Below are 18137 nucleotides of genomic sequence, written 5' to 3'. Positions count from 1 at the left end.
CACCCGCAGCTGGCCGCGGTCTCCCGACCCGTCTCTCCGCGCATGAAGCAGGCCACGGCCTGCAACCGGAGCCCCTCCACCGGAGCCGACCGGCCGCTTTGGGCCCGAACGTGCCGCGGTCTCGGCCTGTCCGCGAAGTCCGGAGTCGACCTGGACCACTGGTTCCGCGAACTCGACGACGACTACCAGCGCCTGGCCGCTGGCCTCGTCGACAACCCGTACGCGCGCATTGAGTAGCGTACCGAGAACGGCAAACTGCGCACCGAACTCGACCGCCTCGGCACCGTCTGCGAAACCTGCGCAATCCTGTTCGACGGCGACGGCCGCCCGGTACCTGCATCCCTCACCGAGTGCACGGTGGCGATTCCATACGAAGACCTCGCGCGTATCGAAGAGGCAATCGCCATCTCTGGCGGCGAGCCCAGGACCGATGCATTCCGGGCAACGCTGCGCGGTCGAGTAATCACGTCGGCCTGGATCGAGCGCACCATGGTGCTCCTGGCCACCGAGGGGCACTCCGGCTGTCCGTCGTGCTGCCCGGGCGTGTCAGTGCTCAGTTGTGTCCGTGTGCCTGTTCCCAAGCTTGTCGGATACCGGCGGGAATGCGTCCTCGGATCGGAACGTCGTATCCGTTCGCTCACGCCCATTCTCAGATGGCCTCAGGGTCGAAAAGCCGAGTTTCTGCCGGTGGTAGCGGTGGCATCCAGGCGTGACGACTCGAAGGCGATGCCTGCTTGCAGGAGGTTCTTCGGGAACTGGGGAACGGCTGTGCTGCCGCTCAGGACGGAGACGTCAAAAGACGTCAACCTACCTCGAGTGCATGCACCGTTGGCGTGGCAGCGAACTGGGCCGCAGCCGGAGCGGCCCGCGCGCTGCCCGGCTGCAGGGGACGCCGTAGGACGCTGGCCGCACCGCACGGATGGTCACGTTCCGGTGACGGCAGAACATGGGTCTTGTGCGGTAGGTCACCTCAACGTACGGTCCGTACCACATCAGCGAACAAAGTGTTCGCTGAAGACGCATCGGGTGTTCACTTATGACTGATCGTTCGCTGCCAGGCCTCTCCGACGAGTTCTCCGTCGACGCGGCGGACGCGGCCCTGGGCGCCCGTATCCGGGAGTACCGGATGATGCGGCGGATGTCGCTGCGAGCCCTGGGAGAGGCGGCCCAGGCCAGCCCAGGCTTCCTCAGCCAGCTGGAACGCGGGCAGGTGAACTCCTCCATCGGCATGCTCCGGCGGATCGCCGCAGCGCTTGGCCTCACCGTGGCGGATCTGTTCGACCAGGACAGTGAACCCGGTCCAAGGGTGGTGCGGCGGGCCGACCGGCCAATGCTCCACACCGCTCCGGGCAGCCGGAAGTTCCTCATCTCGCAGCGCCCGCTCAGCCATCTGGAGGTTTACGCCGGCGAGTTCGACCCAGGGGCCTCCACCGGCGACGACGCCTACACCCACGGCGACTCGCAGGAGATCCTCCTGGTGCTCAGCGGTGCGGTGCGGGTCGAACTCGATGGCCGTGCCCACGACCTGGAGGCGGGCGACAGCATCGAATACCGCTCCTCGGTGCCGCACCGCGTGGTCAACAGCCACGAAGTATCCGCCGAAATCCTCTGGATCATCAGCCCGCCGACGCCGGACTGAGCCCGTCCCGTCGCGTCACCCGAGCCCCTTCCGCCGCATCCCTCCTCACACACGTCCCCAGAGCGTGCCTCGCGTCCTTCCGCCCGCCGTCCCTTCTTGGAGACAGTAATGCCCGGAATATCACGCAAGATCATCGGATGTACCGCTGCCGCGGGTGCCCTCCTGCTGACCCTCACCGGCTGTGCCGGTACCGGCCCGGCCGCGGCCAACGTCGACCTCGGCTCCGGTCCCGCCCGAGCGGGCAAGGTGAAGAAGGGCGCGCTCGACGGCGTCACCCTTTCCTTCGCCTCGTACGGCGGCATCTATCAGGACGGCCAGGAGACCGCCGCCGTCAAGCCGTTCGCCGCCGAGTCGGGGGCCAAGGTGCTCTCCGACGGCCCTACCGACTACACCAAGGTCAAGGCCCAGGTCGACGCCAAGAACGTCACCTGGGACGTGGTGGACACCGACACTCTCTGGGCCGAGCGCCAGTGCGGCAAGCTGCTGATGCCGCTCGACTCGAAGATCGTTGACGCCTCGAAGCTGCCCAAGGGCATGGAGAGCAAGTGCTCCGTGCCGGCCATGAGCTACGGCGTGGTCCTGATGTATGACAAGAAGAAGTTCGGCAACAACCCGCCGAAGGGCTGGGCCGACTTCCTCGACACGGCCAAGTACCCGGGCAAGCGCGCGATACCCGGCATCGCGTCGGACGCGTCCCCGGGCGCACTCGAGGCGGCGCTGCTCGCCGACGGGGTCGCTCCCGGCCAGCTGTACCCGCTGGACGTCGACCGGGCCCTGAAGAAGCTGACGAGTGTCCGCTCCTCGCTGGTCTTCTGGGACACCGGTGCCCGCTCCCAGCAGTTGCTGGAGTCCGGCGAGGTCTCCATGGCCATGGTGTGGTCCGGCCGTGCCTACTCGGCGGTCAAGAACGGCGCCCACTTCGCACCGCAGTGGAACCAGTTCCTGCCGGTCTCCGACTCCCTCGCCGTCCCCGTCGGCGCCAAGAACCCCAAGGCGTCCATGGCGCTGATCAATTACTACCTGGGCGCCACCGAGCAGGCCAAGCTCACCGAGCTGACCTCCTACTCACCGATCAACACCGATGCCAAGCCCAAGCTCGACAAGCTGGCCTCGCAGTACCTGACCACCACTCCCGAGCGGCAGGCCCAGGCACTCAAGGTCGACATGTCCTGGTGGGCGAAGAACCAGGAGCAGATCATCCAGAAGTGGTCCGACTGGCTGGCGCGGTAACCCATGGCAGCCCTGATCGAGATCGCCTCCCCGGCCGCCGCCAGCCGGCCCCGCAAGGGCGCCGGCGGCCGGTGGGGATGGCTGCTGCTGCCCGCGGTGGTGCTGCTGGCGGTGCTCTTCTTGGTGCCGCTGGGCCTGATGGCCTGGCGCAGCGTCACCGAGCCGGCGCCTGGTGCGGGCAACTACTCCTGGTTCTTCACCAGCGACGTCGCCCTCGCCACCCTGGTCCGCACGCTGGCCGTCGGTGCCGTTGTCACCCTGGTGACCCTGCTGCTCTCCTACCCGTACGCCTACCTGATGACCGTGGCCGGTGTCCGTGCGCGGATCTGGCTCACCTTGCTGGTGCTGCTGCCGTTCTGGACCAGCCTGATGGTGCGCACCTTCGCCTGGGTGGTGCTGCTCCAGGACAACGGCGTGGTCAACCAACTCCTCGGCACCGTGGGCCTGGGGCCGCTGCAGTTGATCCGGACCCCCACCGGGGTGGTGATCGGCATGTCGCAGGTGCTGATGCCCTTCATGGTGCTGCCGTTGTACGCCGTGATGAGCGGCATCGACCGCCGGCTCCTGGACGCCGCGCAGGGCATGGGCGCTCGCCCGGCCGTCGCGTTCTGGCGGGTCTTCGTGCCGCTGTCCCTGCCCGGCGTGGGAGCCGGCGCGCTGACCGTGTTCATCACCTCGCTCGGCTTCTACGTGACCCCGGCGCTGCTGGGCTCGCCGGACCAGGCACTGATCTCCCAGCAGATCTTCACCCAGGTCAACGGGCTGCTCGCGTGGGGTCGGGGCGGGGCGATGGGCGTGGTGCTGCTGGCGGTGACGCTGGTCCTGCTCGGGCTGGTCGGCGTTGTCCTGCGCATCACCCGGACCCGGGGAGGTGCCCGATGAGGACCGGACCCGCGCGGATCGCGCTGTGGGCGTTCAGCGCACTGGTGGGCTGCTGGCTCATCGCGCCGACGCTGGTGGTGATCCCGCTCAGCTTCACCGACAAGGCGTCCCTGGTGTTCCCGCCGAGCGGCTGGTCCACCCACTGGTACGCCAACTTCTTCACTGATCCCCGCTGGACGGACGCGCTGTTTGCCTCGCTCCAGGTGGGCGCCCTGGTCGCGATGGTAGCCACTGCCCTGGGCACGGCCGCCGCGATCGCGCTCACCCGGTCCAGCTCGCGCTGGGTGAAAGCGTCGTACGGGCTGCTGCTGGCCCCCATGATCGTGCCGACCGTGGTCGTGGCCATCGGCGTGTACGCCCTCTTCCTCCAGTACAACCTGCTGGGCACTGTGTTCGGCTTCGTCACCGCCCACACCGTGCTGGCCCTGCCGTTCGTCATCATCCCGGTGACGGCGAGCCTGCGCGGCTTCGACCGGCGGCTGGAGGACGCCGCACTGATCTGCGGCGCCAACCGGTGGGGTGCCATCCGGCAGGTGACGCTGCCGCAGATCGTCCCCGGTGTCGTCTCCGGTGCCCTGTTCGCCTTCGTCACCAGCTTCGACGAGGTCGTCGTCTCGCTGTTCATCCAGAGCCCCTACCTGCAGACCCTGCCGGTCAAGATGTTCGCAAGCGTGACCCGGGACACCGACCCCACCATCGCCGCGGCCGCCACCCTGATCATCGTCTTCACCACGGTGCTCGTGCTGGCCGCCACCTTCGCCACCGCCAGGAGGAACCGTGTCCGCTGAGACCAGCCTCATCAAGGCGCGCGGAGCCCGTATCGAACTGGCGCAGGTGCGCAAGGAGTACGCGGACTCCGTCGCCGTCGACGACGTCTCCCTGGTCATCGAACCGGGCGAGTTCATGACCCTGCTGGGCCCCAGCGGCTCCGGCAAGACCACCACCCTCAACATCATCGCCGGATTCACCGCCGCCACGTCCGGCACGCTGACCATCGACGGTACGCAGATGCAGAACCTGCCGCCGCACCGGCGTGACATCGGCATGGTCTTCCAGCACTACGCGCTCTTCCCGCACATGACCGTGGCGGAGAACGTCGCCTTCCCGCTCAAACAGCGCAAGGTCCCCAGGGCCCGCCGCGCCGAGATGGTCGAAGCGGCCCTTGAGACCGTGCGGCTCGGCGGCTACGGCCACCGCCGGCCACGCGAACTGTCCGGCGGACAGCAGCAGCGGGTCGCCCTGGCGCGGGCCGTGGTTTACGAGCCGAGCGTGCTGCTGATGGACGAGCCACTCGGCGCGCTCGACAAGAAGCTGCGGGAGTCCCTCCAGCTGGAGATCAAGCGGGTGCACCAGGAGGTCGGCTCCACCTTCGTCTTCGTCACCCACGACCAGGAGGAGGCGCTGGTCCTCTCCGACCGCATCGCCGTCTTCAACGACGGGGCCATCCAGCAGGTCGGCACCGCGAGTGAACTCTACGAAAAACCGCAGAGCCTCTTCGTGGCCGAATTCCTCGGCGAGTCCTCCACCGTGCGGGGACGCGTCGAGCCGGACGGCGACGACTCCTGCCTGCGGGTCGGCGACCGCACCGTGCGCGCCGCGGGCCGGCTGGCCGAGGGCAGCGCGGCCGCCATCGTGGTCCGCCCCGAGCACCTGAGGGTGCAGCCGGTCACCCAGCCGACCGCCCCCGGGGCCAACGCGCTGCCGGCCCGGGTCACCCAGGAGATCTATCTGGGCTCCGGCCGCAAGCTCGAAGTCGCCCTGCCCGACGGCACCGTGCTGCTCGCCCGGGAACAGGCCGACCGGCTGTCCGGCGTCCGCCGCGGTGACGAGGTCACCGTGGTCTGGGACGCCGATCGGGGCGTCCTGCTCGACGACTCCTCCTGCAGCACCCACCCACCAGCTTCCGGTGACCGGACCCCGGTCACCACCGCGGAAAAGAGCGGACGATGAGCACGCCCACCCTTGCCACCAGCTCCACCTTCGTCAACGGAGACGTCTCCTTCTGGTACCGGGAAAGCGGCGTCCCCGCCCGCCGCCCGGCCCTGCCCGGCAACCTAGAGGTGGACGTCGCCCTCGTCGGCGGCGGATACACCTCCCTGTGGACCGCCTATTACCTCAAGCAGGCCCAGCCCGATCTGAGGATCGCCGTGCTGGAGAAGGAGTTCGCCGGCTTCGGCGCCTCCGGCCGCAACGGCGGCTGGCTCAGCGCCGAGCCGCCCGGCCAGATGCGCCGCTACGCCAAGTCGCACGGCCGGGAGCCGGCCGTCGCCCTGCAGCGCGAGATGTTCTCCTCCGTCGACGAGGTCATCCGGGTCGCCACCGAGGAAGGCATCGAGGCCGACATCCAGAAGGACGGCCTGCTGCACGTGGCCACCAACGCCGCGCAGGAGCGACGGCTGCGTGAACGCCTGCCGGCGCTGCGCGCCGAGGGCTGGGGCGAGGACGACCTGATCGAACTCGACCGCGACCAGCTCGCCGAACGGGTCCGCGTCGCCGGCGCCCGCGGTGCCCAGTGGAGCCCGCACTGCGCCCGCATCCAGCCGGCCAAGCTGGTGAGGGGCCTGGCCAGCGTGGTCGAGCGGATGGGCGTCGCCGTCTACGAGGGCACCGAAGTCACCGAGATCCGCCCGCGTCAGGCGGTCACCGCGCACGGCACCGTCCGGGCGACGTACGTGATCCGGGCGCTGGAGGGGTTCACCGCCGGGTTGCGCGGCCACCGCAGGGTCTGGCTGCCCATGAACAGCAGCATGATCGTCACCGAGCCGCTGCCTGCCTCTGCATGGGAGGAGATCGGCTGGCGTGGCGCCGAACTCATCGGCGACGAGGCCAACTCCTACTGCTACATCCAGCGCACCGCCGATGGCCGTATCGCCATCGGCGGCCGCGGCATCCCATACATGTTCGGGTCCCACGTCGATCAGCGAGGCGAAACCAGGGCCGCCACCCAGCTGCAACTGCAGGCGATCCTGCGGCAGCACTTCCCGGCCGCGGAGGGTGTCGCGATCGACCACACCTGGTCCGGTGTGCTGGGTGTGCCGCGCGACTGGTGCGCCACCGTCCACCTGGACGAGCAAACCGGACTGGGCTGGGCAGGCGGCTACGTGGGGCACGGCGTGACCAGCACCAACCTCGCCGGGCGCACCCTGCGCGACCTGATCCTGCGGCAGAAGACCGACCTCACCAGGCTGCCCTGGGTCGACCGCGAGGTGCGCGGCTGGGAGCCGGAGCCGCTGCGCTGGCTGGGCGTACGCAGCCTCTACGTCGCCTACCGTGCCGCCGACCGGCACGAGAACTCCGGCCTGGGGCGCACCTCCGTCATCGCACGGGCCGCCAACGTCATCAGCGGCCGCTGAAAGGAGCCAACCCCCTCATGGACACCACCACCGTCGTCCCCGCAGTCACCTTCCTCGCCGACGCGGCGACCGCCGACCTGCCCCCCACAAGCCCCAAGCCCACCAGCACCACCGGTCAGCAGGAGACCACCCGCACCCTGTGGCAGTCCCCCGACGGTCTCGCTGAGGTCGGCGTCTGGGAGTGCGACCCCGGCCACTTCACCGCCACCCGCGACGGCTACGACGAGTTCTGCCAGGTGCTGACCGGATCCGCCACCGTCCGCACCGAGGGCGGCGAGGCCGTCGAACTGCGACCCGGCTCCACCCTGGCCATGCCGGCAGGCTGGCGCGGCACGTGGCAGGTCCACGAGACCCTGCGCAAGGTGTACGTGCTGCGCACCCACGGAGCGGGCGCATGACCCTCGTTCTGCACGGCGGACGGGTGTCGACCGGCGACCCGCAGCGGCCCCACGCGACGGCCGTAGCCGTGGACGCGGCTGGAACGCCTGCACCGGCCTGGGCGTTCCCGACGGCACCGCACTGCTCAACCGCCTCGCAACAACCAACTGACAGCAGCCCAGCGAAGGACCGCCGACTGGGCAACTCTGCGATTCGCCAGGGTTGACCAGTCGAACGTACCGATCACTGGGCGGTGGAGGGCGGGCCACCGGGTCTGTCTGGCTAGAGGCGGCTTTCGGCGGCGGTTTCGCGTTCTGTCGCCGTGGTGGCTCGCTCAATGAGCTTGTCGCAGAGTGTTGAGGTTGTCGTCGACAGGGCGGCGGCGTAGTGGCGGACTTCGGCGATCGTGGGCTGGGTGGGAGGATGTGGCAGCGCTGGTCGGTCGGCCTCAGCCCACCGACGCCTGGCGCGCGACTACGAGACTGAGGGGCGTCGGCCGTCAGTGCCACGAGTGGAACAGCACCGTTGGCACGTGAAAGGGCGCCTACGGCAGAAAGCTCAAAGCTTTCTGCCGTAGGCGCCCGTCAGCTGGGCGTGCGTTTTAGCCGCACGTCAGGGTCGGCATCGCCCAGTCGCCGTGGTCGTTGCCGTTGCCGTCGCCGGCGTCGCCGACCTTGAGGTCGATCACCTGTGCGCCGGTGACGTCGACGTCGATCGGCACGGCGGCCTGCTTGCCCCGGATCACCGGGGTGGTGACCAGAGTCTTGCCGTCGGCGATCACGGAGAACGTGACCGTTCCCGCGCCGCCGGTCTCGTCGTCGACACCGACGTCCGCCGTCAGGCGCGTGCACTGTCCGGCGAGGTAGAGCTCCACGTCGCTGACCGAGTTGGTGCCCAGGCCCTTGGCATAGCCGACGCCGGCGATACTGATCGGACGGCCGTCCCCGGCCGCCTGCTCGCCGACGCTGCTGTCGCGTTCCACCGGGCCCCACCCGTTGGTGGACGACAGGAACGGCAGGTCACTCACAGCGTTCTTCCCGGTCGGCGGGGTCGGCGGGATGCCGCCGACGATGCGCTCGTCACCGCCGGTGGCCCGCCGCCCGCTCTGCACGTAGCGCACCGTGGCGGTGAGCGCCGAGGCAGAGGGCAGCTTCCCGGCGGGCGGCTGGACCTTCCAGGTGAAGGTGGCCGATCCGCCGGGGTTCAGGCGCTGCAGCGACGTGGGGCTCGTGGCGCTCGTGCTCCAGCCCTCGGGCAAGGAGAGCGAGGCCGTCAGCTGCGAGGCGGTCGGTCGGTCGTCCGGCACCTGCACCGTCGCTTCGGCCGTGAAGGCCTGCCCCGACTGGGCGGTGTTCGGCACGTCCAGGGTGACGTCCACTCCCGGACGCTTCGGCATCGCGTACGTCTTGTGGTCGTAGCGGGGGCTGTCGTTCTGCGCGACCCGCAGGGACGAGGCGTAGCTGCCGTAGTCGGTGAGCGACACCTTGCCGAGTCCGCCGGTGCTGCCGTCCAGGTTCCACACGGCGATGGCGATGCTGTTGTCGCCGTTCGGATTCAGGATGCCGTTGGGCACCGGGAAGGTGTGCTGCGGGCCCAGGTAGTTGACGTAGTTGCCGACCTGCCAGCCGTTCACGAAGATCGTGGCACGGTACTTACGCGACGGATCGTCGGTGAACGTCAGCCCCAGCGAGGTGTCCTGGCCGTGCGGCAGGTCCAGCTCGACGTCGGTGCGGTACCACGAGACCCCGGGACGGGTGTCGGTCGCCGGCAGGGACGCCTGCTTCCAGTCGTCGTCAGGGTAGCCCGGCAGGGACCAGCCGGCCCGCTCGCCGTACAGGCCGCCCGTCGAGAGTGGGCCGCGCACCGTGTCCTGCAGGTCCTCGCCGCCTCGCACGCCCTGCAGCCGCCAGGTGACCGGGGTCAGGGGCGTGCCGACGAGGGCGGCGCTGGTCAGGCCGCGGGCGGTCTTGTTGCCGTTGGTGGAGTTGTAGTCCTCCTCGTGTCCCATGTTCACGGTGAGCACGGAGATGACGTTGTCGCCCTTGGACTTGACCGAACCGGCCGGGAAGGTGAAGTCGGCACTGCCGGTCGTGGAGCTGCCCAGGAAGGTGCCGTTGAGCCAGGCGGAGAACGCCTGCGCCTTGCCGCCGGAGTCCGAGACCAGGTGGATGCCTGTCTCCTTGCCGGTTGCGCGGAAGCGGCCGCGGTACCAGGTGTTGCCGGTGTGGAAGCCGTAGTCGTCGGCGTAGAGCACCGGCAGCGAGTTGACGCCGGAGACGCTGTTGGTGGTCGTCTTGTCGGCCACCTGCCAGCTGGAGTCGTCGAAACCGGGGGCCGCCTCGGGGGATTCCTCGGCGTGCTTCCAGTTGGTCAGCGCCGGCAGGTGGAGCGGGGCCGCGACCGGGATCTTCCCGGTGATGCTTCCTGTGTCGGTGGCCCTGGTCTCCAGCGCCTTGCCGTTCCAGGTGACGTGGTCGGCGGAGGTGAGCACCTCGATGTTCTTGTCGTCGGCGTTGTCGCCGGTGAGTGCCAGGGTGTGGCCGCCGTCCAGGCTGGTGGCGGTCCGCAGCAGGTGGGTGCCGCGTACGAGCACCGGACCGGTCGCCGTGTCCTGGCGCCAGAAGGTCTCGGCCGTCGCCTTGTCGCCGACGAGCAGCTGCAGCGGGCGCGTTCCGCCGCCGCTGATGCTGATGCGTGTCAGGCCCTTGTGGGTGTAGTTCAGCCGCAGGTCGCCGGTGGCCGCGTCCCAGGTGGTCGTGACCGTGCCGCCGCTGGTGGTCACGGTGGGCTTGGAGGAGTAGCGCAGCACGGTCTCGCCGTCGCTGTCCGAGTCGCCGTAGAGCACGGCGACGTCCCGGTCGCCGATGGCCGCGTGGGTCATGATCTCGGACGTCGAGTACTGCAGTTGCGAGTCCCCGAGCCGGTAGTTCGCCACGATCACGTGCGAGTCGCGTCCATCGAGCGTGATCGCGGTGCCCGGCTGCTGCGGCACGACCGGGTAGGTCGGCGTCGCGGTGGCGGCCGTCGGCACGTCGATGGCGTCGATGGACACGTAGTTGTCCGAGGAGCCCGAACTGTGGTTTCCGTCGACGACGATCTTCAGGGTGTGCGCTCCGGGCGTCAGGCCGGTCTTCTGGAAGATGACCGCCTGGTTCTCGCCGCCGGAGTCGTCGACCGTCGCTACCTTGGTGCCGTCGAGGTAGACGTCGGCGTAGCCGTGGTTGTTGGTCTTCGATCCGATCCAGCGGACCGCGGTGCCGTCGAAGGGGACGGTGACCGAGTCACCGGCCTTGTCGGAGAACGACTCGGTGTGCTTGTAGTCGCCGCCGGTGTAGCTCTGGTCGGCCACGTGCGACCACGAGCCGGTGTACTGCAGCGCGGAGTCGGTGTCGTCCCACGTGTAGCTGGTGTCCGCGGACGGCTGGGCGTTGAAGTCCAGGCAGATGTGGGTCTTGTCGACCGCCGTGGACGTGGAGTTCCCGTGCCGCAGGACGTGGAATTGCGTCTTGCTGTCGGGGTTCATCCGGGCTGTGTCGACGACCGCCGGGTCGTCCGGCGGGGTGGCCTTGATCGTGTCGGTCTTGGTCAGCGGGGCGACCGACTGCGTGAAGTACCCGATCAGCTTGTCCTCGTAGTACTTCGGGTCCAGCTGGCGGTTCTCGCGGATCGCGGCGCCGTAGTCGTAGGACGTGTAGTTCTCCGGCATGCCCAGCCAACCCCAGTTGGTGCCGCCGTAGGTCATGTAGAAGCTCTGCGCGGTCGCGCCGACGGCTATGTTCTGTTTGTAGAAGACGTTGGCGAACTGATCGTTGATCAGCTGGGCGCACTTGTCGTAGCCCGGCCCGCCCCAGGGATCGAAGGCGCCACCCTGGAACTCGGGCGAGTACAGCGGCTTGCCGGCCGGGTGGTCGTAGCTGATGTCGGGGACGCCGTTCCACTTCGAGGGGTTCGAACAGTTGAAGCCCTGCGGGTAGGAGTCCGGGCCGTCGACGTCCAGCGCGCCCGTACCGGAGTTGAAGGTGCCGTTGTTGTTGCCGGTCAGCGGTACCGTGACGCCGTCGGCGCGAGCCTTGTCCTCCAAGTGCTGCATGTAGGAGCGGGCGGCGGCCGAACCGTTGTAGTACTCGTTCTCGACCTGGTAGGCGATGACCGACCCGGTGCCGTTGGTCAGCTGATGGCGGGCGATGATCCGGTCGATCTGGGTCAGCCACTCGTCCGCGTACTTCAGGAACTGCGGGTCGTCACTGCGGTTGCGCCCCGCCTTGGTGGTCATCCACCCGGGCAGCCCCCCGCTGTCGACCTCCGCGTTGATGTACGGCGCCGGACGCGCGATCACATAGAGCCCGGCCTCCTCGGCCATGTCGAGCAGCTTGTCGACGTCACGAACCCCGCTGAAGTCGTACACACCCGGCTTCGGCGAGTGGTATCCCCAGTCGAAGTACAGCGAGGTGGTGTTGAACCCGGCGGCCTTCATCTTCTGGAAGATGTCGCGCCACAGGTCCGGACTCGGCAGCCGGAAGTAGTGGAACTCCCCGGACCACAGATAGGTGCGCTTGCCGTCGACGAGGAACGAGTAGCCGTCGAAACTCACCGTATGCGCCGGGGAGCCGGCGGCGACCGCGACGGCGGGCGCCTGCGCGTCGGCGTCCGCCGCCATGGCGGGCGCGGTCATGCCTGCGGACAGGGCGATGGTGGCGGCCGTCGCGAGGGCTGCCCTCCACCCCCGGCGGCGGCCGGGTCTCGCGACCCCGGAATCGAACCGATTACTTTGCACTGCGTCCTCCATACCGTCTGACCAATCAACATCAAACAGACTCAGGCAAAGTCGAACAGTAAGGGGACGCGAGGCACCGCACAATGGTGCGGAAGCAAGCGATTTCGGTGGACACGCGTACTACCTGAAAGCCATCGACCGTAAGCGGCCCGAGTCGCCGGGACGCGGGTCATACACGGCCCGGCCGCCCGCACCAAACTGCCCCAGCTCGGTCGGCAAGGCGACGCCGGTGTCGATCTCGTCCTGCCTCCAGTCGGTGATGTCGAGCAGCAGGCCGTCCAGCGGGCCACCGACCCGTTCCACGTAGACGGCATCACGGGTGTGACAGCGGTCGCTAGTTGGCCCCGGCGGCCATGGAGAAAATGATGGAGTCTAGTGACGTGTGAGGTGTACGGTCCCGATGCCGCGCCCGGGAAGAGGGCGCCCGGCCTGTACAGGGGGGATCGTGAGTCAGCAGCCCGTTCCGGCGCCGAAGAAGCCGCTGAGCATGCGGGGCAAGGTCGCTATCGGGGCTGCGGTGCTGATCGCCGTCCCAGTGGTCGCCACCATCGCACTCTCCGGGTCGGAGGATGCCAGCTGGCAAGACCGCCCGTCAGCCGCCGTGTCGCCTCCTGCCAGCAGCAGTCAGCCGGAAACGAAGAAGCCCCTGGCAAAGGCCAAGCCAAGTCCAGCGGCGTCGGACCCTGAGCCTGCACAGATGCTCGCCGACCTCGACGGGACCGGCCGGCCCGCCAGCCAATACCAGCAGGTTCTTGACGCGCTGGTGCCTCGCTGCACCGAGGACCGACCGCATCTGGCGGCGGTCGTCAGCGGCACGCTGAAAGACCTCAAGAAGAACGGCGTCATGGACGAGGACGGGTTCAGCGTCCTGCAGCATCTGGAGTTGTCGGTGCCCGCCGGGAAACCACAGGTCAACTGCGCTTCGTCGGCGGCGGCTTACGCCACCCTGCGCGAAAGGAACTAGGGCAACCGGGTCGCCATCTGACTGCCGGTCAGGTGGGATGCTGTCGTGACCGACATCGCCGCGCCTGTGGGGCCGGAAAGGTCAACCCCCGCGTCGGCCCCACGGGGCGGCGCTGCGATGGGGGGCAACAGATCGAGCGGCTGCGGTCGCGGCCGGGAGCGACGATCAATTCGGTGGCCGAGGACCTCGGGGTGAAGACGGAGACGCTACTGCTCAGCCGGTTGGTCAGCCTACGGGACCGAGCGTGTTTCAGCCTGCCGCGTGATCCAGAGCCCACTGTGAGCTGTGAGCGGGGTTCAGTCCCTCGTTCCATTGGCCAGGAAGGCGCTCAGACTGTCGAGGAGCATGGTGCTGCCCTGCTCGGCCATGTCGCGTGCCTCGGCGGTGTCGCAGGTCTGGCGGAGCACGATGTGCGTGTGGTGGTCGTCCTGCTCGTCGAGTTCCATGGTCATGGCCGCCGGCTCCGGCTTGCCAGATACGTCCATGCCGACCACCAGGAGGCGGTTCTCGACGACCTCGAGATAGGAGCCGGTCAGCGGGAACTGTCCGCCGTCGGGGGTGACCATCGTCGCCTTCCACGCTCCGCCCGGCCTGACGTCCATCTCGACGGAGCCGGCAGCGGCGTAAGCCCACTGGGCATACTGCTCGGGAGTGGTCCATGCCCGCCACACCTTCACCGCGGGAGCGTCCAGCGTTCGAGTCAGCTTGTAGGAGAAACCACTGGCCGGAGTGGTCTGCTTGGTGCTCATACTTTCGTCTCCTGGTCTCATTTTGCTCGGGACTGTTGCACCTGTAGACGCCCGCGGGCGCGGAAATTCATCGGTCTACTGGAACTTCTTGCACGGCCGTGCAGCACGAACTCGGCGAAGGAGCGGCGAGGCACAGGTCAGGTCTCCGACAGGGAGCACGCGGCCCACGCGGGCGGCCGGCCTGGTGGTGCCTTGGGTGATGTCGCGTGCGGCTGCGTACGGTGGGTTCGACGACAACGGACGAAGACCGCCTCGGCGGGCGTATTCGGTGTCCCGCCGCCTGATCGGGCGGGGTCACTGCGCGGTTCGCGCGGGAGCCGTAGGCTTGTCCGCCCGGACCTTGTCCGGGCGGGATCGCGGCCGGCCCAGGACCGGTCCGAGGCACCCGGATGGCCTCCAGAACCGGCTGGAACTGCAGGCTGTCGTGCCGGTGCCCGGCCGTGACGAACAGCGACAACGGCCTCTGACCCTGCTCGCAGGCCAGGTGGAGCTTCGTGGTGAACCCACCCCTTGACCGGCCGAGCCCGTGGTCGTCGGGCTCGATGGCGACACCACCAGGCGCCTCCTTCTGCCCCGCGCCGTCCCGGCGGGCACCGGCCGCATGCTGGTGAGCCCGGCAGATCGTGGAATCGACGTTGACCTCCCACGTGATCAGCCCGGCGTCATCGGCCCGCGCCTGTAACAGCGTCAGCAGCCGGGCCCACACCCCCTGCCGCTGCCATCGCCGGAACAACCTGTACACGGTCTGCCAGGGCCCGTACTCAGGCGGCAGGTCACGCCACGGAACACCCGTCCGCACCCGCTGAGGTTCCCCCGAGCAAGGATCGCAAGGACAGCCTCAAGCTCCGGGTCGAACGGCGGTCGCGGTATGTTCACGGCCATCGGGACCTCCTTCACCTGCGCCGCGTGGGGTGCGGCGTCGCATCAATCGTCCTGCGTGTGGTGTCGTGGCAGGGACCGCCGCCCGCGACGAGAGGCGGCCACCGCTCATGCCCCAGGTGCTGCGGTCTGTCGGTGCCCGGCGTCGCCGAGCTCACGGGCGCACGGCCGACGGCCGGTTCGGGAAACCCCCGACCTCTTCCACCTCTCGCGGACGGCGCGGGCACTGTCCCAGGCGCGTGCGCGGCACGGCGCACACCGGCGCCGCCAGCCTGCTGCCCAACCGCGGCTGGCTCCTCCCCTGGCCGGCCGACGCGAACGAGGCACTCACCTACCTGTCGCTGTCGGTCGGCGTCCCGTTCTCCTGGCGGCATCAACTACCGCTGTTCCACTTCGAGTACCTCATCTACACGTTCGTGCTGGCGGGTGATCACGAGGGCGAGATCTGGCGCTACGAGATTGCTCCCGACGCCTGGGACGCGGTCCGCGCGGCCCCCAGCCTGGCCGCCCTGTTCACCGAGTGGGCCAAGGGGCTGGCGGCCGGCGTGGTCTACCTCAACGATCTCGACGGCTTCCTCGCCGTAGGCGAACGCAGCCACGGCCGCCGCGACGTCGACGTGCTGCTGGAGCGAACCCCCACCCTCGACCCGCTGGCCTTCCCGGTGTCCATGCCGGATCAGCCGCTGCTGAGGGAGCGGCAGGTCGCGTGCGGGGTCGACATGAGTTGCGTCGGCGCCGACCGGCGCTTCGAACGCTTCGAGGCGCTGAACGAGGAGATCGACGCCGTGCGCGCCTCGCTCGGGGTCTGAGCCGCTCAGCCGAGTGGCTGGGCAGCAGCGCAGGCGAAGACGGGATCGCATCGGCGAGGGCGGCCATCAGATCTGCCCGCCGCCCGGCCCGTAACCGCCCCGCGTCCGTTCACGCCCTCGCTATGTGCACGGGCGGGGCTCGAGGGACTTCGACCGGCTCGAGGCGGCGGACACCGCGATCAGCGCCCGGTCATCCTCGAGGGTCGCCGGGCCGCAGGGTGCGCGGTCCAGGTGAGCGCGCCCGGGGCGAGGGCGAATGTGGACGGCGAGCGACGCTGATGTCGCGTCGTGGGGCTTCGAGTCCCCGCCCTGACAGCCGCTACCCGGCCGTCGCGCTCGCCGGTCCCTTCGCTCATGGCGTAGCCACGGGCGTGGGCCGGCTCCTGGGTGGCCGTCCCCTCCGGCCGGTCGCCGAACTCGACTACGCCGATGTGACCTGCCCCGCCCCTCCACGGGCCCTCGGCATGCGCGTGTGGAGAGTGCCCGGCTCCGAGTGAACGCGTTCCGTTCAGATGACTCCAAGGAGTCCATCGCCACCGAGGAGGGTGCTGTCCTTCTGCCCGAAGCCGACGGACGGGGCGGTGATCATGCGGCTGCCCTTGGTGGTGGGGCCGTCGGTACCGCCCGGGAGAACCCAGACCGCGCCGGTGGAGTTGTTCTCCTCCGCGGCGCTGATGAAGAGTTCCGGCTTGCCGTCCTTGTTGATGTCGCCAACGGCCACGGTGGTGCCGAACATGTCGTCAGCCTCGTCGGCGCCGGGGATGCCGGCGGTGTCCTGGATGAAGGCGTAGGCGCCGCCGCCCAAGGCCCCGGTGCGGCGGCCGGGGATGACCGTCACCATCCCGGCGTTCCTCTTGCCCGTGTCCTCCATCGGCGAGCCGATCACGATGTCCGCCAGCCCGTCACGGTTCAGGTCGGCCACCGCGAGGGCGCCGCCGAAGTTGTCCCACTTCTCGCTCGAACCAGGGACGCCGGGGGTGTTCTGGGTCAGCTGCACCGGTTTCGCGTCCCGCGCGATGCCGTGCGCCGAGCCGTACCAGACGAGCACCCGGCCGCCGAGCGCACCGTCAGCTCCGGCCTTGTCCGGATCGTCCGGGTCTCCGACCGCGAGATCGGCGTATCCGTCGCCGTTGATGTCCCCGGTGGCCGCGATCAGGCCGTTGCCCATCTGCTGTGCGCCGCCGTAGACGGGGTCGACGTACACCTCGCCGCCGCTCAGCCCGCTCAGCCGGACGGTGACGGCCACCTCGTGCGGGAAGCCCCCGTGGTCGAAATCGCCCAGCGCGACGCTTCCGACGGAAGCGGTGTCCCGGTTCTGCACGGCCTGGCCGTAGGTACCGCTGCGGCTGAACGGCCCCTTGAAGCGCATCGACCCCTCGTACCCGGCGACGAGCACCTCGGTCTTCGCACCGGGACCGGTGCTCAGCGCTGCCACGTCGAGGCCGTAGTACCTGCCCGGCGTGGTCGCCGGGAGGTCGGTACCGGATGTCAGCCCCTTCGTGCTGCCCCACAGGACCGTCACCATGCCAGCGTCCTCGCCTCCCGTGGTGTCCTCGTACGGGGTGGAGACCACCAGGTCTGCATAGCCGTCCCGGTTCAGGTCGGCCGTCGCGGTGGCGGCACCGAAGCCGTCGTCCGGCTCGGCCGTGCCCGGCACCCCTGCGGTGTTCTGCGTGATGGTCGCCCGTCGGGACGTCGACAGCCCCGACTTCGATCCGTAGAGCACGACCACGGCACCGGCTCCCCGCTTGCCGGCGACGTTCGCCCCCGGCGCGGGCAGCACGGCGTCGCGGTAACCGTCACCGTTGAAGTCGCCGGGCACAGCCCCGTGCACGGCTGCCGCGGGTGTGGCCGACAGCAGTGGAGCGCCCGTGACGACGGCGATAAGGAGCGCTCCCGTTCTCCATCCACCGCGCAGGCCATGTCTGTTCACCATAAGCTGGGTCCCCTCCCACTCGGCGCACCTGGCATGCACCGCAGTCAGGGCATCGTAATTGGACTTGGCGACCTTCTTGCTCTCCCGGCGCTCCGGGAGGGTGAAGGTCTTCGGACGCCCGCTCTCAAGTGGCGGGGCCGGTGCCGGTGCGGCCCTGGCCCCGGTCCGACCCGCCAGCACGTCTGTGTGTCGGCCCGCCTTACCCCGAAAGACATCGAAAGGGTCGACAGGACCGTCGGGCGCAATCTGCGCCCCGCCACCGCAATCGACGCCGACATATGGATCGACAAGCAGGGCCGAATCGTACGCGTCCACCAGGCCATCCACTTCGCGTCCGACCCCGACATTCAAACCACGCTTACGCTCACCGATTTCAAGGGCGCCGTTTCGGTGAGCGCGCCGGCCGCGAGGTAAGCATCAGCGAGGCCCCAGCGGAGAGCGAGCTTTGCCGCCTGTGGGCAGGCGCGGAGCAGGTTCTGCTCGACCTCAGAGGGCGTTTAGTTTAGGACGATTGCCCCTTATACCCTAGTAGGTGCCTCGCCAG

At 69.1% G+C, this 18137-nt stretch carries 16 protein-coding genes and 2 pseudogenes; 12 read left to right on the top strand and 6 right to left on the bottom strand.

Features of this window, described 5'->3' with window-relative positions:
- Window positions 1-42: 42 nt before the first annotated feature.
- Both BZY54_RS30090 and BZY54_RS55610 read left to right on the top strand, forming a co-directional pair.
- A complete protein-coding gene (locus tag BZY54_RS30090) occupies window positions 43-237 on the top strand; it encodes a hypothetical protein (protein WP_086728481.1) in 195 nt (64 codons plus the stop codon).
- Between the two features lie 18 nt (window positions 238-255).
- Window positions 256-459, top strand: a pseudogene (locus tag BZY54_RS55610) (sugar-binding domain-containing protein); the annotation flags it as partial.
- Between the two features lie 94 nt (window positions 460-553).
- Here the strand turns inward: BZY54_RS55610 and BZY54_RS55605 are convergent.
- The gene (locus BZY54_RS55605) at window positions 554-616 is read right to left on the bottom strand and encodes a hypothetical protein (protein WP_425276330.1); all 63 of its coding nucleotides are present in this window, start codon (window positions 614-616) and stop codon (window positions 554-556) included.
- Window positions 617-1036: 420 nt separating this feature from the next.
- On the opposite strand from BZY54_RS55605, the gene BZY54_RS30080 reads away from it, so the two are divergent.
- The 7 genes from BZY54_RS30080 to BZY54_RS30050 all read left to right on the top strand — a co-directional run bounded on the left by BZY54_RS30080 (window position 1037) and on the right by BZY54_RS30050 (window position 7502).
- Window positions 1037-1639, top strand: coding sequence for a helix-turn-helix domain-containing protein (locus tag BZY54_RS30080; protein WP_086728479.1), 603 nt, complete (start codon window positions 1037-1039; stop codon window positions 1637-1639).
- A 108-nt stretch (window positions 1640-1747) separates the two neighbouring features.
- Window positions 1748-2869, top strand: coding sequence for an ABC transporter substrate-binding protein (locus BZY54_RS30075; RefSeq protein WP_086728478.1), 1122 nt, complete (start codon window positions 1748-1750; stop codon window positions 2867-2869).
- A 3-nt stretch (window positions 2870-2872) separates the two neighbouring features.
- The gene (locus BZY54_RS30070) at window positions 2873-3751 is read left to right on the top strand and encodes an ABC transporter permease (protein ID WP_208640814.1); all 879 of its coding nucleotides are present in this window, start codon (window positions 2873-2875) and stop codon (window positions 3749-3751) included.
- Window positions 3748-4539 (top strand): ABC transporter permease, encoded by a 792-nt coding sequence (locus tag BZY54_RS30065; protein WP_086728477.1) that lies wholly within the window; start codon window positions 3748-3750, stop codon window positions 4537-4539. Before BZY54_RS30070 ends, BZY54_RS30065 begins: the two co-directional genes overlap by 4 nt.
- Window positions 4529-5701: an ABC transporter ATP-binding protein gene (locus BZY54_RS30060; protein ID WP_208640813.1), complete on the top strand. Its 1173-nt coding sequence runs from the start codon at window positions 4529-4531 to the stop codon at window positions 5699-5701. The genes BZY54_RS30065 and BZY54_RS30060 overlap by 11 nt, the downstream gene beginning before the upstream one ends.
- Entirely contained in the window at window positions 5698-7104 is a 1407-nt protein-coding gene (locus BZY54_RS30055; RefSeq protein ID WP_086728476.1) for an NAD(P)/FAD-dependent oxidoreductase, read from the top strand. The genes BZY54_RS30060 and BZY54_RS30055 overlap by 4 nt, the downstream gene beginning before the upstream one ends.
- A gap of 17 nt (window positions 7105-7121) precedes the next feature.
- On the top strand, window positions 7122-7502 hold the full coding sequence (locus tag BZY54_RS30050; RefSeq protein ID WP_086728475.1) for a cupin domain-containing protein: 381 nt from the start codon (window positions 7122-7124) through the stop codon (window positions 7500-7502).
- 581 nt (window positions 7503-8083) lie between these two features.
- Here the strand turns inward: BZY54_RS30050 and BZY54_RS30040 are convergent.
- Both BZY54_RS30040 and BZY54_RS30035 read right to left on the bottom strand, forming a co-directional pair.
- Window positions 8084-12154 (bottom strand): beta-galactosidase, encoded by a 4071-nt coding sequence (locus tag BZY54_RS30040; protein WP_167414093.1) that lies wholly within the window; start codon window positions 12152-12154, stop codon window positions 8084-8086.
- A gap of 222 nt (window positions 12155-12376) precedes the next feature.
- A pseudogene (locus BZY54_RS30035) lies at window positions 12377-12604 on the bottom strand (hypothetical protein); the annotation flags it as partial.
- A 97-nt stretch (window positions 12605-12701) separates the two neighbouring features.
- Here BZY54_RS30035 and BZY54_RS50415 point away from each other — a divergent pair.
- Window positions 12702-13220, top strand: a complete 519-nt coding sequence (locus BZY54_RS50415) for a hypothetical protein (protein ID WP_143668149.1) — start codon at window positions 12702-12704, stop codon at window positions 13218-13220.
- Window positions 13221-13516: 296 nt separating this feature from the next.
- Here the strand turns inward: BZY54_RS50415 and BZY54_RS30025 are convergent, their stop codons facing one another.
- Window positions 13517-13969 (bottom strand): SRPBCC family protein, encoded by a 453-nt coding sequence (locus tag BZY54_RS30025; RefSeq protein WP_086728471.1) that lies wholly within the window; start codon window positions 13967-13969, stop codon window positions 13517-13519.
- Between the two features lie 67 nt (window positions 13970-14036).
- Window positions 14037-14768 (bottom strand): IS5 family transposase, encoded by a 732-nt coding sequence (locus tag BZY54_RS30020; RefSeq protein ID WP_244217402.1) that lies wholly within the window; start codon window positions 14766-14768, stop codon window positions 14037-14039.
- A 319-nt stretch (window positions 14769-15087) separates the two neighbouring features.
- Here BZY54_RS30020 and BZY54_RS30015 point away from each other — a divergent pair, with 319 nt between their 5' ends.
- Window positions 15088-15657, top strand: coding sequence for a PQQ-binding-like beta-propeller repeat protein (locus BZY54_RS30015; protein WP_086728470.1), 570 nt, complete (start codon window positions 15088-15090; stop codon window positions 15655-15657).
- Between the two features lie 508 nt (window positions 15658-16165).
- Here BZY54_RS30015 and BZY54_RS30010 read toward each other — a convergent pair.
- Window positions 16166-17593: an FG-GAP repeat protein gene (locus BZY54_RS30010; RefSeq protein WP_086728469.1), complete on the bottom strand. Its 1428-nt coding sequence runs from the start codon at window positions 17591-17593 to the stop codon at window positions 16166-16168.
- A gap of 186 nt (window positions 17594-17779) precedes the next feature.
- Here BZY54_RS30010 and BZY54_RS30005 point away from each other — a divergent pair, with 186 nt between their 5' ends.
- Entirely contained in the window at window positions 17780-18007 is a 228-nt protein-coding gene (locus BZY54_RS30005; RefSeq protein ID WP_086728468.1) for a hypothetical protein, read from the top strand.
- The last annotated feature ends 130 nt before the right edge of the window (window positions 18008-18137 follow it).

It is taken from the genome of Streptomyces carpinensis (genome assembly GCF_002154505.1).
In the GTDB taxonomy this organism is placed as follows: Bacteria; Actinomycetota; Actinomycetes; order Streptomycetales; family Streptomycetaceae; genus Streptomyces; species Streptomyces carpinensis.
The sequence above is the reverse complement of the archived record's forward strand: the minus strand, read 5'-3'. Positions and strand labels throughout refer to the sequence as shown.